At 64.7% G+C, this 15,628-nt stretch carries 13 protein-coding genes; 9 read left to right on the top strand and 4 right to left on the bottom strand.

The window, feature by feature from the left end; all coding sequences use genetic code 11:
• Positions 1 to 87 precede the first annotated feature (87 nt).
• On the top strand, positions 88 to 1,278 hold the full coding sequence (locus tag AAFF19_RS03900; RefSeq protein ID WP_182119709.1) for an ABC transporter substrate-binding protein: 1,191 nt from the start codon (positions 88 to 90) through the stop codon (positions 1,276 to 1,278).
• Positions 1,279 to 1,385: 107 nt separating this feature from the next.
• On the opposite strand, the gene AAFF19_RS03895 is transcribed toward AAFF19_RS03900, so the two are convergent.
• Positions 1,386 to 2,213, bottom strand: coding sequence for a general secretion pathway protein GspB (locus tag AAFF19_RS03895; protein WP_342721345.1), 828 nt, complete (start codon positions 2,211 to 2,213; stop codon positions 1,386 to 1,388).
• Positions 2,214 to 2,217: 4 nt separating this feature from the next.
• The gene (locus tag AAFF19_RS03890; RefSeq protein ID WP_342721827.1) at positions 2,218 to 3,930 is read right to left on the bottom strand and encodes an AAA family ATPase; all 1,713 of its coding nucleotides are present in this window, start codon (positions 3,928 to 3,930) and stop codon (positions 2,218 to 2,220) included.
• 195 nt (positions 3,931 to 4,125) lie between these two features.
• Between AAFF19_RS03890 and AAFF19_RS03885 the strand changes: the two genes are divergently transcribed.
• The 8 genes from AAFF19_RS03885 (at position 4,126) to AAFF19_RS03850 (ending at position 14,223) form a co-directional block, all read left to right on the top strand.
• On the top strand, positions 4,126 to 6,072 hold the full coding sequence (locus AAFF19_RS03885; protein WP_342721344.1) for an AMP-binding protein: 1,947 nt from the start codon (positions 4,126 to 4,128) through the stop codon (positions 6,070 to 6,072).
• A 37-nt stretch (positions 6,073 to 6,109) separates the two neighbouring features.
• Positions 6,110 to 6,895: an ABC transporter ATP-binding protein gene (locus AAFF19_RS03880; protein WP_008907137.1), complete on the top strand. Its 786-nt coding sequence runs from the start codon at positions 6,110 to 6,112 to the stop codon at positions 6,893 to 6,895.
• Between the two features lie 18 nt (positions 6,896 to 6,913).
• Positions 6,914 to 7,843, top strand: coding sequence for a branched-chain amino acid ABC transporter permease (locus AAFF19_RS03875; RefSeq protein WP_008907136.1), 930 nt, complete (start codon positions 6,914 to 6,916; stop codon positions 7,841 to 7,843).
• Between the two features lie 25 nt (positions 7,844 to 7,868).
• The gene (locus AAFF19_RS03870; RefSeq protein WP_008907135.1) at positions 7,869 to 8,945 is read left to right on the top strand and encodes a branched-chain amino acid ABC transporter permease; all 1,077 of its coding nucleotides are present in this window, start codon (positions 7,869 to 7,871) and stop codon (positions 8,943 to 8,945) included.
• A gap of 127 nt (positions 8,946 to 9,072) precedes the next feature.
• A complete protein-coding gene (locus AAFF19_RS03865) occupies positions 9,073 to 10,401 on the top strand; it encodes an ABC transporter substrate-binding protein (RefSeq protein ID WP_182119706.1) in 1,329 nt (442 codons plus the stop codon).
• 229 nt (positions 10,402 to 10,630) lie between these two features.
• Entirely contained in the window at positions 10,631 to 11,443 is an 813-nt protein-coding gene (locus tag AAFF19_RS03860; RefSeq protein WP_008907133.1) for an ABC transporter ATP-binding protein, read from the top strand.
• A gap of 225 nt (positions 11,444 to 11,668) precedes the next feature.
• Complete coding sequence (locus AAFF19_RS03855; protein ID WP_182119705.1) at positions 11,669 to 12,916, top strand: AMP-binding protein; 1,248 nt, start codon at positions 11,669 to 11,671, stop codon at positions 12,914 to 12,916.
• Between the two features lie 320 nt (positions 12,917 to 13,236).
• Positions 13,237 to 14,223 (top strand): tripartite tricarboxylate transporter substrate-binding protein, encoded by a 987-nt coding sequence (locus AAFF19_RS03850; protein ID WP_008907131.1) that lies wholly within the window; start codon positions 13,237 to 13,239, stop codon positions 14,221 to 14,223.
• Positions 14,224 to 14,347: 124 nt separating this feature from the next.
• Here the strand turns inward: AAFF19_RS03850 and AAFF19_RS03845 are convergent, their stop codons facing one another.
• Positions 14,348 to 14,491 carry a hypothetical protein gene (locus AAFF19_RS03845; protein WP_182119704.1) on the bottom strand — a complete coding sequence of 48 codons (144 nt, stop codon included), beginning with the start codon at positions 14,489 to 14,491 and terminating at the stop codon, positions 14,348 to 14,350.
• A 464-nt stretch (positions 14,492 to 14,955) separates the two neighbouring features.
• A complete protein-coding gene (locus AAFF19_RS03840; RefSeq protein WP_182119703.1) occupies positions 14,956 to 15,516 on the bottom strand; it encodes a M23 family metallopeptidase in 561 nt (186 codons plus the stop codon).
• Between the last annotated feature and the right edge of the window lie 112 nt (positions 15,517 to 15,628).

Raw genomic sequence — 15,628 nt, 5'->3', positions numbered from 1 at the left:
AAAAATGTCAATTGAAGCCGGATGATGTCGCCTCGCCCCGGAAGCCAAGGTCGTGCGACCCCGGGGCGCTTTGAGGAGACCCGCACCATGCACACCCCGCCGTCAAACACAGACCTCCAGCGCCCCGCGCTGCACCACCCACGCCCGCTGGCGCGCCGCCAGGTCCTGGCCGCAGCCGCTGCCAGCCTTCCCTGGCTGGGCTGGGGGGGCGCCGCCCGCGCGCAGGAAAGCACCATCCGGATCGCCCAGTCCACTGCGCTCACAGGGCCCCTGGGCGATCTGGGCTCGGCCATGCACCAGGGCGCCAAGGCCGCATTTGCAGGCATCAATGCGCGCGGTGGCGTGCACGGCAAGACCATAGAACTCGTCACGCAGGACGACGCCTACGAAGTACCCAAGGCGCTGGCGAACGTGGAGCTGTTCATGGCCGATCCGGGCACGTTCGCGCTGTTCAACTGCATGGGCACGCCGATGATCGATGCCATGCTGCCCAAGGTGATCGACAGCGGCATTCCGTTCTTCGCACCGTTCACCGGTGCGCAGCTCAGCCGCACCAAGGCCAAGAGTGTGTTCAACATCCGCGCCAGTTACGCCGACGAGGCCGAGAAGCTGGTGCAGCACCTGTCCACCATCGGCATCCAGCGCATCGGCATCGTCTATCAGAACAATTCCTTTGGCAAAGAGGTCTACACCGCCGCCAAGCAGTCGATGGACCGCCTCAAGCTGCCCGACGCCGTGACCGTGACGGTCGAGAACAACGCCTCCGACGCTGGCAGCGCCGCGGCCAAGCTGGCAGGGGGCAACCTGGAGGCGATCGTGATCGGCCTGGCGGGCAAACCGACGATGGAGTTTGTGAAGGCGTTCCGGGCGCTCAAGCGGGGCGTGACGCTGTATGCGCTGTCGGTGATGGGCACCCCCGCCACCGTGAAGGCCCTGGGCGCCGATGCCACCGGCATGGCCATCTCGCAGGTGGTGCCGCTGCCCTCCAACGCGGTGATGCCCGTGGTGCGCGAGTTTCAAACCGCCTGGAAAGCGTCGGGCGCCACGGCCGAGCCCTCGCACCTGGCGCTGGAGGGCTACATCAACGCCCGGGTGTTTGCCGAGGCCCTGCAGCGCGCGGGCCGCAACCCCACACGGGCTGCGTTCATCGACGCCACCTGGAACCTCAAGAAATGGGACCTGGGCGGCTTTGAAATCAATGCCACCACGCCCGAACGCAACGCATCGCGCTTCGTGGAGCTGACCCTGGTGGGGCGCGACGGCAGGTTCATCCGGTAGCCGGTTGTACGTGGCAGCGCTGCTTGCCACGGCACGTTATCGCTACATTTTTAATAGCTGTTCGCGCTTTACCATTAAGCGCTAGCGGCCATTTTGACTGATATTTTCTACTGCGAAGCCAGCCCGTAGCGGTAGCCCCGAAACGACCAGATCGTGCGGCCCTGCTCGATTTTTTCGAGCTGCAACCCGGGTGCAGCCAGGTCGCCTTCATGCAAGACCTGGCCGTTCACGATCGCCATGCGGTACACGGGGTTGGAGGAGTAGGTGGCCCCCGATATCTTGAGCACGGGCAGTTGCGCACGCACCGCCTCGGGCAGGTCGGCCTGGGCAAACACGGTGCCGGTCGGCGCGGTGGTTGGCGCAGGTGCGGCGTCCGGCGTGCGGGGGGCGGGCGCGCTGGGCCGCACACTCTCGCGCGCCGCTTCACGCGCGGGGCGCGGTGGGGCGGGCTCGGCAGGTGCGGCGCGCGCCACGGCGGGCGAGGGCTTTTTCTCTCGGGCTGCGGGCGCTGCAGGGCTCTCGGCCGGGCGGGGCACTGGCATGGCTGCCGGGGCAGGCGCCGCCGTGGTGACCGGCGGGCTGGTGGGCGCGGCGGGCACCGGCGCGGCAGACGAGGCCGCGGGTTGCGCCGGCAACGCGACCGCAGCGGCGGGTGAAGCCGCTGGGGAAGGAAGGGGTGACGGGGTGGGGGCAGCGCCCGCCAGCACCACGCCCCCGCCAGGCGCGCTGCGCTGCGCCACCCACCAGGTCATGCCCGCTGCCAATGCGGCCACCACCAGCGCGGCCCCGGCCAGCAGGGTCAGCGGCGCCGATGCAGTGCGTCGCTCGGCAGAAACGGCTGCAGGCACCGGGATGGCAGGAGTGTGCAGCCCGGGCACGTCGCCACGGGACCGCTCGGCGTCTGCGCGCCGCAGCGCATCGAGGATGTAAGACACTTTTTCAGCCTCCGGTGCGCAAGCGCGGCTCACTCACACCGGTCGCGCGATTGAGCAGCATGAGGGTCAGGGGGCCAGCCCGGCCGTCGGGCGTCACGCCCTGGGCCAGCTGGAAACGGTGAATGCGCGACTGGCGCAATGCGGGCGTCATCGGGCGGCTGCCGGGGCCGTTGCCGCCCGCGGCCCTGGAGGCCAGCTGTAGGTCCAGCCATGCGGCGCCTTCCGGGCTGTCCACGATGTCGCCGCGCTCGGGCATGCCCGGCGGGGTGCGCCACAGCGTGGCCATTTCGCCGCGCCAGACCTGGGCCAGCTCGGCCACCGGCAGCTGCACAGTGCGGCCGCCGCCTTCCAGCACGGCCATGTCGCCCTCGAGGCTGCGAAGCACCACCGACACGGGCACCTCGGCGTCTTCCGCGGGATAGAGTGCCAGCACCACCGGCCGGTCCATCTGGCGGACGAGGTTGAGACCAGCGCGGCGGTTGCGGTAACACCGCAGGCCCTCACGCGGCAAGGTGGCGCAGGCGTCGGCGCCCGCCGGTACCGCAGCCCCCCACGCAGACGCCAGCACCTGCCAGGCTGACGCATCGTTTGCCGGTTGTGCCTGCAGAAAAGGCTCCAGCGCAGACGTCGCCGCACGCGGTGCCACCGCATCCGCCGTGCCTGGGTTGCCCTGCGGACCAGATGCCGGTGCGCCCGCGCTCTGGGCCACTGCGCTGCTGCCTGCACTGGAGGCGGCCGCCCGGGGGGCAGGCTGCGGCTCCCCCAGGTTCCAGGGCAATACCCCCACACCCGCGCCCAGCGCGACCACGGCCGCCGCGCCGGCCACGGCCCCCACGCTGGCCCACACCCACCGGGGCAGCGTGGCCCGCGCACCCCGCAAAGCCTGTGCAGACCCCGGCGCATCGAATACCTCGCGCGCGGCACGGTTGACGATCGCGCGCGTGACCTGCCGGGCCCCCTCGGCGTAGGCGCCGAGCAGCGCGCGGTCGCACAGCAGATTGATGCGCCGCGGAATGCCCTGCGAAATCTCCTGCACCCGGCGCAGGGCCCGCCGGTCAAAAGGCAGCGGGCCGTTGAGCCCCGCCACGGCAAGGCGGTGGGCGATGTACTGCTCGGTCTCCTGCGGGCTGAGCGGCCCCAGGTGAAACCGCGCAATCACGCGCTGCGCCAGTTGCTCCATCGACGGCTGGGCCACCATGGCACGCAGTTCGGGCTGCCCGATGAGAATGATCTGCAGCAGCTTGCGCTCGCTGGTCTCCAGGTTGGTGAGCAGGCGCAGCTGCTCCAGCACATCGGCCGACAGGTTCTGCGCCTCGTCGATGATGAGCACGGTGTTGCGCCCTGCGCCGTGCGCAGCCAGCAGCGAGGCATTGAGCGGGTCGATGTAGTCCTTGACGGTCTCCACCCCCGGTACGGTGGGCTGGTGCGGCACGCCAAACTCGTCGCAGATGGTGCGCAGCAGCTCGCCCACGGTGAGCTTCGGATTGAAGATGTACGCCACGTTGCAGTGCGCCGGAATCTGTTCCAGAAAGCAGCGGCACACGGTGGTCTTGCCCGCCCCCACTTCGCCGGTGAGCAGCACAAAACCTCCCCCTGCATCCAGCCCGTACAGCAGGTGCGCCAGCGCCTCCCGGTGCCGCTCGCTCATGAACAGGTAGCGCGGGTCCGGGGCGATGGAAAACGGGGGGTGCTGAAGACCGAAGAACGGTGCGTACATGGAGGGCGTGTTCACCGGCCCAAGGATACCGCCCGGCGGCGGGCAGGGTTTCACCTGATAAGGACTTACCCGCAAATTGTCGTCGGAAAGACAAGATGACGTCAAAGTGAGTCCTAGCATTGGACCCAACGCGCTGCCACAAGGCCGCGCCACCGACTGTCACCCGGCTGACACCCACACTTTTAGGAAGCTGCAATGTTGACCACGTTCCCGCAACTGCTGCTCAAGCATGCCGCCGAGCGCCCGACCGCACCGGCACTGCGCGAAAAAGAATATGGCATCTGGCAAACCCACAGCTGGGCCGACCTGGTGCAGCTGGTGGAACAGGTGGCGGCGGGCTTGCACCTGGCGGGCCTGCGCCGCCATGAACACATGGTGGTGATCGGCGCCAACCGCCCCCGCCTGTACGCCACCATGCTGGCCGCCCAGTCGCTGGGCGCCATTCCGGTGCCGCTGTACCAGGATGCCGTGGGGGCCGAATGCGTGTTCCCGCTCAACAACGCCGAGGTGCGCTTTTGCCTGGTGGAAGACCAGGAGCAGGTGGACAAGATTCTGGAGATCCGCGAGCAGTGCCCCCAGATTTCGAACATCTACTTTGACGACCCGCGCGGCCTGCGCAACTACGAGGAACAGGGTCTGGCGTCGCTGGACTCGCTGATCGAAGCCGGCAAGGCGCACGTCGCCAAAAACCCCGAGTGGTTTCGGAGCGAGGTCGCCAAGGCCCGGCCCGACGACGTGGCCGCCATGTTCTTCACCTCGGGCACCACCGGCAACCCCAAGGGCGTGGTGCACACGCACAGCACGCTGCTGGACCGCGCCAGCGCGGGGGCAGAGTTCGACAGGCTCACCAGCAGCGAAGAGGTGCTGGCCTACCTGCCCCCGGCCTGGATCGGCCAGAACATCTTCAGCTATGCGCAGTGGCTGGCCTGCGGCTATGTGGTGAACTGCCCCGAGTCGGCCAGCACGGTGACCATCGACCTGAAAGAAGTCGGCCCCACCTACTACTTTGCGCCCCCCCGCATCTTTGAAGGCCTGCTCACCAGCGTGATGATCCGCATGGAAGACGCGGGCACCATCAAGCGCAAGATGTTCGAGGCCTGCATGAGCGTGGCCAAACGCGTGGGCCCGGCCCTGATGGACGGCGAGCCCGTGGGCACGATCGACCGCATCAAGTACGCGCTGGGCAACCTGCTGGTGTACGGCCCGCTGCGCAACAACCTCGGCTTCAGCCGCGTGCGTGTGGCTTACACGGCAGGCGAGGCCATCGGCCCGGACCTTTTCACCTTCTACCGCTCCATCGGCATCAACCTCAAGCAGTTGTACGGCTCCACCGAGACCGCCGTGTTCGTCTGCCTGCAGCCCGACAACCAGGCGCGCGCCGACACGGTGGGCGTGCCGATCCGCGGCGTGGAGATCAAGGTGGCCGACAACGGCGAGATCCTCGTCAAGTCCGCCGGCTTGCTCAAGGAGTACTACAAGAACCCCACGGCCACGGCCGAGGTGCTCACCGCCGATGGCTGGTACCACACCAGCGACGCCGGGTTTCTGGACGCGCACGGCCACCTCAAGATCATCGACCGCGTGAAAGACGTGGGCCGCATCAAGGGCGGCGCCAACGACGGCGCGATGTTTGCGCCCAAGTACGTGGAGAACAAGCTCAAGTTCTTCCCGCACATCAAGGAAGTGGTGGCCCTGGGCGATGGCCGCGAGAAGGTGTGCGTAATGGTCAACATCGACTTCGACGCCGTGGGCAACTGGGCCGAACGCCGCAACCTGCCCTACGCGGGCTACACCGACCTGGCGCAAAAGCCCGAGGTGTATGAGCTGATCCGCGAGTGCATCGAGAAGGTCAACGCCGACCTCGCCACCGACACCATGCTGGCGGGCAGCCAGGTCAGCCGCTTTCTGGTGCTGCACAAGGAGCTGGATGCCGACGACGGCGAACTCACACGCACCAACAAGGTCCGCCGCGGCTTCATTGCCGAGAAATACGCGGTGCTCGTGGATGCGCTATACGCAGGCCGCACCGAGCAGTACATCGAGACCCAGGTCAAGTTCGAGGACGGCCGCACGGGCAGCGTGAGCGCCACGCTGAAGCTGTCGGACACCAAGACGTTTGCACCGGTCAAGAAGGCCGCGTGATCACGCACTCCCATCCATTGAGTCCAGGCATCCATCCATGACCAAAAAGAAGATCGGCGACGTCATCCTCGACGTCAAGAACATCAGCCTGCGGTTTGGCGGTGTGAAGGCGCTGACCGACATCTCGTTCAACGTCCGGGAGCACGAGATCCGCGCCATCATCGGCCCCAACGGCGCGGGCAAGAGCTCGATGCTCAACTGCATCAACGGCGTGTACACGCCGTCCGAGGGTTCCATCACCTTCCGGGGAAAGACGTTCTCGCACATGAACTCACGCCAGGTGGCCGAGATGGGCGTGGCGCGCACCTTCCAGAACCTGGCACTGTTCAAGGGCATGAGCGTGATCGACAACATCATGACCGGCCGCAACCTCAAGATCAAAAGCAATCTGCTGATGCAGGCGCTGCGCATCGGCCCGGCCGAGCGCGAGGAGATCCGCCACCGCGAGTACGTCGAGCACATCATCGACTTCCTGGAAATCCAGGCCTTTCGCAAGACCCCCGTGGGCCAGCTGCCCTATGGCCTGCAAAAGCGCGTGGATCTGGGCCGTGCCCTGGCCATGGAGCCGCAGGTGCTGCTGCTCGACGAGCCCATGGCCGGCATGAACGTGGAAGAAAAACAGGACATGTGCCGCTTCATCCTCGATGTGAACGACGAGTTCGGCACCACCATCGTGCTCATCGAGCACGACATGGGCGTGGTGATGGACATCTCCGACCGCGTGGTGGTGCTGGACTACGGCAAGAAGATCGGTGACGGCAGCCCCGACGAAGTCCGCAACAACGAAGACGTGATCAGCGCCTACCTGGGAACCAGCCACTAAAAGGCAGGGAAAAGCAACATGGCATTCTTTCTTGAAACACTGATCGGCGGCCTCATGGCCGGCATGCTGTATTCGCTGGTGGCGCTGGGCTTCGTGCTCATCTACAAGGCCTCTGGCGTGTTCAACTTTGCGCAGGGCGCCATGGTGCTGTTCGCAGCCCTGGCCATGGCGCGCTTTGCCGAGTGGATCCCCAAGTGGACCGGCATCGACAACCTCATCGTTGCCAACCTGGTGGCCTTCGTGATCGCCGGCGCCATCATGTTTGCGGTGGCGTGGCTGATCGAGCGCCTGGTGCTGCGCCACCTGGTCAACCAGGAAGGTGCGACGCTGCTGATGGCCACGCTGGGCATCACGTACTTTCTGGAAGGCCTGGGCCAGACGATCTTTGGCAGCAACATCTACAAGATCGACATCGGCATGCCCAAGGAGCCGATCTTCATGCTCGACAGCGTTTTCCAGGGTGGCATCCTGATCAACAAGGAAGACGTGATTGCCGCCGCCATTGCTGCCTCGCTGGTGGCCCTGCTGTCGGTGTTCTTCCAGAAGACCTCCACCGGCCGCGCCCTGCGGGCCGTGGCGGACGACCACCAGGCGGCACAGTCCATCGGCATTCCGCTCAACCGCATCTGGGTGATCGTGTGGTGCGTGGCGGGTGTGGTGGCCCTGGTGGCGGGGATGATCTGGGGCAGCAAGCTCGGGGTGCAGTTCTCGCTGACCACGGTGGCGCTGCGTGCGCTGCCGGTGGTGATCCTGGGCGGCCTCACATCCGTGCCGGGCGCCATCATCGGCGGGCTGATCATCGGTGTTGGCGAGAAGCTCTCCGAGGTGTACCTGGGCCCGTTCGTGGGCGGGGGCATCGAGATCTGGTTTGCGTACGTGCTGGCGCTGGTGTTTCTTCTCTTCAGGCCCCAGGGGCTCTTCGGGGAAAAAATCATTGATCGCGTGTAACCCATAAGAACAACAGGAGACTTCCATGCTCTACCGCGAAAACGGCCAGTTCAAGACCAGCTACCGCGCCGACCAGCAGATCTTCCCGATCGCGCAGGACCGCATTGCGCTGGCCATCATCCTGGCCATTGCCTTCATCGCCGTGCCCATGCTGGCCAGCGACTACCTCTTCCGCGCCATCCTGATCCCGTTCGTCATCATGGCCATGGCGGCGCTGGGGGTGAACATCCTGGTGGGCTACTGCGGCCAGATCTCGCTGGGCTCGGGTGCCTTCATGGCCGTGGGGGCCTACGGGGCCTACAACTTCTTCGTGCGCTTTCCGGGCATGCCGCTGATTCCGGCGCTCATCCTGGGCGGCCTGTGCGCCACGTTCTTCGGCATCCTGTTCGGGCTGCCCAGCCTGCGCGTGAAGGGCCTGTACCTGGCCGTGGCCACGCTGGCGGCGCAGTTTTTCAGCGACTGGATGTTCCTGCGCATCAAGTGGTTCACCAACAACTCCGACTCGGGCTCGGTGTCGGTGAACAACCTGCAGGTGTTCGGCATGCCCATCGAGAGCGCCACCAGCAAGTACCTCTTTTGTCTGGCGCTGCTGGTGGTGGTGGCCCTGCTGGCCAAGAACCTGGTGCGCGGCGCGATTGGCCGGGAGTGGATGGCCATCCGCGACATGGACGTGGCCGCAGCGGTGATCGGCATCCGCCCCATGTACGCCAAGCTCAGCGCCTTTGCCGTGAGCTCGTTCATCGTGGGCATGGCCGGTGCACTGTGGGCTTTCGTGCACCTGAGCGCATGGGAGCCTGCGGCCTTCTCGGTAGAGATCTCATTCCGGCTGCTGTTCATGGTGATCATTGGCGGGCTCGGCTCGATCATGGGGGGCTTTTTTGGCGCGGCGTTCATCGTGGTGCTACCCATCGTGCTCAACCAGTTCCTGCCGGCCTTCATGGGGATTTTTGGCATCGAGGTCTCCACCGCCGGCATCTCCCACGCCGAGCTGATGATCTTTGGCGCACTGATCGTCTGGTTCCTCATCGTGGAGCCGCATGGCCTGGCCAAGCTGTGGTCCACCGCCAAGCAGAAACTGCGCCTGTGGCCCTTCCCGCACTGAGCGGGCGGTCCCTGAGGAAACCCCGTACTCGCAATTCCCGATACGTTCCGCCCCCATTGACGCGTTAACTGTCTGTTCCATCCGGTTTTCCCCCGTGCTTCAACACATTCATTCAAAGGAGACATCCATGAAGCTTTCCAAACTCGTGATCGCCGCTGCGGTGATTGCTGCCGGCGCCTCCGCCGTCACCACCAGCGCCCTTGCGCAGGCCAAGGAGCAGTTCTTCCCGCTGCTGTCTTACCGCACCGGCCCCTACGCTCCCAACGGTGTGCCATGGGCCAATGGCAAGCAGGACTACATCAAGATGATCAACGCCCGCGACGGCGGCATCAACGGTGTGAAGCTGACCTTTGAAGAGTGCGAAACCGGCTACGCCACCGACCGCGGCGTGGAATGCTACGAGCGCCTCAAGAGCCGCCCCGGCGTGACGCTGTTTGACCCCCAGGCCACCGGCATCACCTTTGCGCTGACCGAAAAGGCCCCCGTGGACAAGATCCCGCTGATGACGCTGGGCTATGGCCTGTCGGTAGCGCAGGACGGCCAGGCGTTCAAGTGGAACTTCCCCTTCATGGGCAGCTACTGGACGGGCGCCGACATCCTGATCCAGCACCTGGGCAAGACCAACGGCGGCCTCGACAAGCTCAAGGGCAAGAAGATCGCGCTGGTGTACCACGACAGTCCGTTCGGCAAGGAGCCCATCCCGCTGCTGCAGGAGCGCTCCAAGATGCACGGCTTTGAACTGCAGCTGCTGCCCGTGACCGCACCCGGCGTGGAGCAGAAGGCCACCTGGCTGCAGGTGCGCCAGAGCCGTCCCGATTACGTGCTGCTGTGGGGCTGGGGCGTGATGAACTCCACCGCGCTGAAGGAAGCGCAGGCCACGGGCTACCCGCGCGACAAGATGTACGGCGTGTGGTGGGCTGGTGCCGAGCCGGACGTGCGTGACGTGGGCGACGGTGCCAAGGGCTACAACGCACTGACACTGAACACCTCGGGCCAGCAGCCCAAGGTGATCCAGGACATCCTCAAGCACGTGCATGGCGCAGGCCAGGGCACGGGCCCCAAGGACGAAGTGGGTTCGGTGCTGTACACACGCGGTGTGATCATCCAGATGCTGGCCGTGGAATCCGTGCGCCGCGCGCAGGAACGTTTTGGTAAGGGCAAGGTCATGACCGGCGAACAAGTGCGCTGGGGCATGGAAAACCTGGCGCTGGACCAGAAGAAGCTGGACGCGCTGGGCTTCAGCGGCGTGATGCGCCCACTGTCCACCAGCTGCGCCGACCACATGGGCTCCACCTGGGCCCGCGTGCACACCTGGGATGGCGCCAAGTGGAACTTCTCGTCGGACTGGTACCAGGCTGATGAGCAGATCTTGAAGCCCATGGTCAAGGCCGGTGCGGACAAGTACCTGGCCGACAAGAAGATGACGCGACGCGACGCAGCGGACTGCCAGTCTTGATTCGGACCATCCCCCTGAGGCGCTGACGCGCCTTCCCCCTTCTCTCTTAGCGCTTCGCGCTGCGGGAAGGGGGACGCCACCAGCGCGGCGGGGCGGCCCTTGCGCGGCGTTCCTCGCTTGGGCTGGGACGGTTTTTACCGCCAGTGATTCGCGGTTGCGCTCTCGGGGGCAGCCGCCAATCCAAAGGGTTGGGCAACAGCCCTTTGGATTGGTACAGGAAGGCAACACCATGGACTCCAACAGCAATATCGTTCTCAACGTCAACGGCATCGAGGTCATCTACAACCATGTGATCCTGGTGCTCAAGGGCGTCTCGCTGCAGGTGCGCGAGGGCTCCATCGTGGCCATTCTGGGGGGCAACGGGGCGGGCAAGACCACCACACTGCGTGCAGTGTCCAACCTGCTGCAGGGCGAGCGTGGGGCGGTCACCAAGGGCAGCATCGAGCTGCGTGGCGAGCGCATCGAGAACCTCTCGCCCGCCGACCTGGTGCAGCGCGGCGTGGTGCAGGTGATGGAGGGGCGGCACTGCTTTGCCCACCTGACGATTGAAGAGAACCTGATGACGGGCAGTTACACCCGCACCAGCAAGGCCGAGATCGCGGCCAACCTGGAGAAGGTCTACAACTACTTTCCGCGCCTCAAGACACGCCGCACATCGCAGGCGGCCTACACCTCGGGCGGCGAGCAGCAGATGTGCGCCATTGGCCGCGCGTTGATGGCCAACCCCAGCATGGTGCTGCTGGACGAACCCTCCATGGGCCTGGCGCCGCAGATCGTGGAGGAGGTGTTCAACATCGTGAAGGACCTGAACACCAAGGAGAAGGTCACCTTCCTGCTGGCCGAGCAGAACACCAACATGGCCCTCAAATATTCGGACTACGGCTACATCATGGAGAGCGGCCGCGTGGTGATGGACGGTGCCGCCAGCGACCTGGCCAACAACGAGGACGTCAAGGAGTTCTACCTGGGCGTGGGCGGCGGCGAGCGCAAGAGTTTCAAGGATGTCAAAAGCTACAAGCGGCGCAAGCGCTGGTTGGCTTGAGGAGCCCCCTGTGGCGCTGACGCGCCTTCCCCCTCAGGGGGACGCCACCAGCGCGGCGGGGCGGCCCTTGGGCGGTGGCGCTGGCCTTCGGCAGCGCCGGTATTCCAGGCTCCGCACCTTTTCAAACGCTGAACGAATCACTCCTTATTTCATAGCTGCTTGCGCTTTATGGATAAGCGCCAGAGGCCAATTTCACCTTAAACCACCTCACAAGGAACCCCAGGCATGAGCACGTTTTATGACGCCCTGGAAACGCGCAGCCCCGCCGAGCGCGAAGCGGCCTTGATGGCGGCGCTGCCGCAGCAGATCGCCCATGCCCAGAAGGCGTCGCCGGCGTTTGCCAGCATCCTCGCGGGCGTGGACGCATCGACCGTTACCACCCGCGCAGCGCTGGCGCAGCTGCCCGTCACGCGCAAGTACGAACTGCTGGAGCGCCAGCAGGCGGGCCGCGCGGCCAATGTGTTTGGGGGCTTCAGCGCGCTGGGCTTTGGGCCCGGCATGACCCGCGTGTTTGCCAGCCCCGGCACCATCTACGAGCCCGAGGGCACGCGGCCTGACTACTGGCGCATGGCGCGGGCCATCCATGCCGCGGGCTTTCGCAGTGGCGAGCTGATCCACAACAGTTTCAGCTACCACTTTGTGCCTGCGGGTTCGATGATGGAAACCGGCGCCCACGCGCTGGGCTGCACCGTCTTCCCCGGTGGCACGGGCCAGACCGAGCAGCAGGTGCAAGCCATGGCCGAGCTGCAGCCAGCGGGCTACATCGGCACGCCCAGCTTTCTGAAGATCATTGTCGAAAAGGCCGCAGAGATGGGCGTGGCGCTGCCCAGCGTGACCAAGGCGCTGGTGTCGGGCGAGGCGTTTCCGCCCTCGCTGCGCGACTGGTTTGCCGAACGCGGCATCGCGGGCTACCAGTGCTACGCCACGGCGGACCTCGGCCTGATTGCGTACGAGACCAGTGCACGCGAAGGCCTGGTGCTGGACGAAGGCGTGATCGTCGAGATCGTGCGCCCCGGCACCGGCGACCCGGTGCCCGAGGGCGAGGTGGGCGAGCTGGTCATCACCACGCTCAACCCCGATTACCCGCTGATCCGCTTTGGCACCGGCGACCTGTCGGCGGTGCTGCCAGGCCAGTGCCCCACCGGCCGCACCAACACCCGCATCAAGGGCTGGATGGGCCGGGCCGACCAGACCACCAAGGTGCGCGGCATGTTTGTGCATCCGGGGCAGATCGCCACCATTGCGCGGCGCTTTCCGCAGGTGCAGCGCGCCCGGCTCGTGGTCAGCGGCGAAATGGCCAACGACCAGATGGTGCTGCAGGTCGAGACAGTGGAGACCGCCGAGGGGCTGGCCCGCCAGCTGAGCGACGCGATGCGCGAAGTGACCAAGCTGCGCGGCGAAGTGCAGATGGTGGCCCCTGGCACCCTGCCCAACGATGGCAAGGTCATCGAAGACGCGCGCAGCTACAAGTAAAAGCCCGGGCTTCCCCGATCTCGGGGGGCCCGGGTTCCGGTGCAAGAGCGCCGGAGGCAGGGCACAAAGCACGCGCACCGCGCGGCGCTTTTGCGGTGCCCAACGGGTTTGCGGCAGCGCAATAAGTGCCCAACTTGCGTGCCAGCAGCCCGCAGTGTTTACCCTAGGATTGCTAATTAATTGATAGCACCGAACGCTTTATTTACAAGCGCTACGGGCCATTTTTTTGCAGAAACCCTGTCGGCAGCAGGCTACGTAATATCCGCAATGCTCCCGTAAACCCCCCTCGCTATCATGGCCCGTCATTCACTGGAGAGATTATGAAAACAACGCTGAAACTTGCTCTGATCGCTGCAGCGGCAGCCACCGCTTTTGGCGCGAGCGCCCAAGACTATCCCGCCAAGGACAAGACCGTGACCATCGTGGTGCCGTTCGCTGCTGGCGGCCCCACCGACCGCGTGGCACGCGACCTGGCCGAAGCGCTGCGCGGCCCACTGGGTGCTACCGTGGTGGTGGACAACACCGCAGGCGCTGGCAGTTCGGTGGGCGCTGCCCGTGTCGCCCGCGCCGCACCCGATGGCTACACGCTGCTCCTCAACCACATCGGCATGTCCACCATGCCCGCGCTGTACCGCAAGCTGGCGTTCAGCGTGCCCAATGACTTTGAATACCTGGGCATGGTCAACGATGTGCCCATGACTCTGATTGCTCGCCCCACCATGCCGGCGAACAACATGAAAGAGTTGACCACCTGGATCAACCAGAACAAGGGCAAGATCAACCTGGGCAATGCCGGCCTGGGCGCTGCCTCCCACCTGTGCGGCCTGATGTTCCAGAACGCCATGAACGTCGAGATGACCACGGTTCCCTACAAGGGCACCGCCCCCGCCATTACCGACCTGATCGGCGGCCAGATCGACCTGCTGTGCGACCAGACGACCAACACCACGCCGCAGATCGAAGGCAAGAAGGTCAAGGCCTACGCCGTGACCACCAACAAGCGCCTTACCACCCCTGCCCTCAAAGATCTGCCCACACTGGCCGAGGCAGGGCTCAAAGACTTCAACGTGACCATCTGGCACGGCCTGTACGCCCCCAAGGGCACCCCAGCCGCGGTGGTCACCAAGATCAACGACGCGCTGAAAGTTGCCCTGAAGGACGCGGACTTCATCAAGAAGCAGGAAGGCCTGGGCGCAGTGGTGATCACCGACAAGCGCATCGAACCCGCCGAGCACAAGAAGTTTGTGGCCGCAGAGATTGAAAAGTGGGGTGCTGTGATCAAGGCGGCGGGGACGTTTGCGGACTGATTGTCCTGAAGAAGGCGGCCAGTTCCCGCCAAACCCGGCAAGCACAAAGGCCGTCCAACCGAAAGGTGGTCGGCCTTTTGTTATTGGGGCATCTCTGTGATTGCGCGGGGCGACGCGCCTTGAATCACTCCATCAACATCGGCTCGCAAGTGAGCCGCTGCGGGTCCAGCGGCACCACACGGGCAGCCTCCACATCAAATCCCCAAGCGGCTTCCACGCCTGGTGGCCCCTGCAACGTGGCCTCGCCATTCCAGCGTACCAAGGCCACAAAGCTGGTCCCTCCGCGTCCGTCAAGGTCGCACTGTCCTGCAAAGGAGTCCACAAGCTCCGGTAGCTCGGAGCCATCTCCGTCTGTGCTGAAGTTGGAAACTTTGGGTAGCTGCTGGACAGCCAAGATTTTGTTGCGCGGGTACGGCTGGGATGGGTCACCGCCCGACATTGCAAACTGCGTAACTCCAATGCTCTTGGCCAAGAACAGGTACGGCACGCTATCGCCGCACAACAGCAGACCGCGGGTCCAACCCGTTTTCTCAACGCTCGCTTGCCGCACGTCGTCACTGGAAGCGAACTTACATGCAAGCCCCTCTGCAACGGTGTCGCCGAGGGGGACCACAGCGTACTCATGCCCAATCAAGCGGGAAGCCACATCAGTGGCTTCGGCCCCGCCGTGACCCGCAGGCCTACACGCTGACAGTGCCACACAAAGAAGCAGCAAAGGCATCTGTTTGATGCTTACCATCGCCTCATATCCCCCGCGTTGATTTTGAGCCCCGTTCCGCTTGGATTCAACAATCGCTTTTGCCCATGGGATTCAACGATGGTGTATTCACGGGGCGCTCTTCCGTACAGTGTTTTGGGATCAACACGCCCGGCCAGACCCCTTCCAGCATCCAGCTCGGTGCGAACTTCAAAATGCAAATGCTGGTCTTCGCCAGCCATGCCACTGGCGTTGCCCGAGTTCCCTGTGTACGCGATGACCTCTCCTTGTGAAACCTTGGTCCCACGCACAACTGAAACTAAGCTGAGGTGCGAATACAAAGCAAACAGAGTGCGCCCTTGAAACACAAACTCAAGGATCACCAATTTGCCGTGTCCTTTAGGGCTGTGGTTCTCACTTTTTCGAATCACCCCCTCAGCAATCGCATAACAAGCCGTAAGCGGCGTCGCCACCAAATCCCACCCCTGGTGATCGCGCTTCGTGCCGTCGGCGTTTCTACGGACTGTGCCGAAAGTGTTATTCGTCACATCGCGCCGAATGCGGTTGGTCTCCAAAGGCCAAGCCAAAAAACTCATTGTTGAAATCCCTCCATGATTTGCAGCGACCTCTATCGGGCCCTGGCGGCGGAAATCATAGGAGTGGAGGTGCGGCCAAGCTTTTCACCGCGCGTAACAGTCTGACTCGGTT

The organism is Acidovorax sp. FHTAMBA (assembly GCF_038958875.1).
Taxonomy (GTDB): Bacteria; Pseudomonadota; Gammaproteobacteria; order Burkholderiales; family Burkholderiaceae_C; genus Acidovorax.
This window is presented reverse-complemented; position numbering and strand designations above follow the sequence as displayed.

Bases quoted from the DNA above. Each gene is read 5' to 3' on its own strand.
- AAFF19_RS03900 (WP_182119709.1), top strand. From the start codon at position 88: ATGCACACCCCGCCGTCAAACACAGACCTCCAGCGCCCCGCGCTGCAC.
- AAFF19_RS03890 (WP_342721827.1), bottom strand. From the start codon at position 3,930: ATGTACGCACCGTTCTTCGGTCTTCAGCACCCCCCGTTTTCCATCGCC.
- AAFF19_RS03885 (WP_342721344.1), top strand. From the start codon at position 4,126: ATGTTGACCACGTTCCCGCAACTGCTGCTCAAGCATGCCGCCGAGCGC.
- AAFF19_RS03880 (WP_008907137.1), top strand. From the start codon at position 6,110: ATGACCAAAAAGAAGATCGGCGACGTCATCCTCGACGTCAAGAACATC.
- AAFF19_RS03875 (WP_008907136.1), top strand. From the start codon at position 6,914: ATGGCATTCTTTCTTGAAACACTGATCGGCGGCCTCATGGCCGGCATG.
- AAFF19_RS03870 (WP_008907135.1), top strand. From the start codon at position 7,869: ATGCTCTACCGCGAAAACGGCCAGTTCAAGACCAGCTACCGCGCCGAC.
- AAFF19_RS03865 (WP_182119706.1), top strand. From the start codon at position 9,073: ATGAAGCTTTCCAAACTCGTGATCGCCGCTGCGGTGATTGCTGCCGGC.
- AAFF19_RS03860 (WP_008907133.1), top strand. From the start codon at position 10,631: ATGGACTCCAACAGCAATATCGTTCTCAACGTCAACGGCATCGAGGTC.
- AAFF19_RS03855 (WP_182119705.1), top strand. From the start codon at position 11,669: ATGAGCACGTTTTATGACGCCCTGGAAACGCGCAGCCCCGCCGAGCGC.
- AAFF19_RS03850 (WP_008907131.1), top strand. From the start codon at position 13,237: ATGAAAACAACGCTGAAACTTGCTCTGATCGCTGCAGCGGCAGCCACC.
- AAFF19_RS03840 (WP_182119703.1), bottom strand. From the start codon at position 15,516: ATGAGTTTTTTGGCTTGGCCTTTGGAGACCAACCGCATTCGGCGCGAT.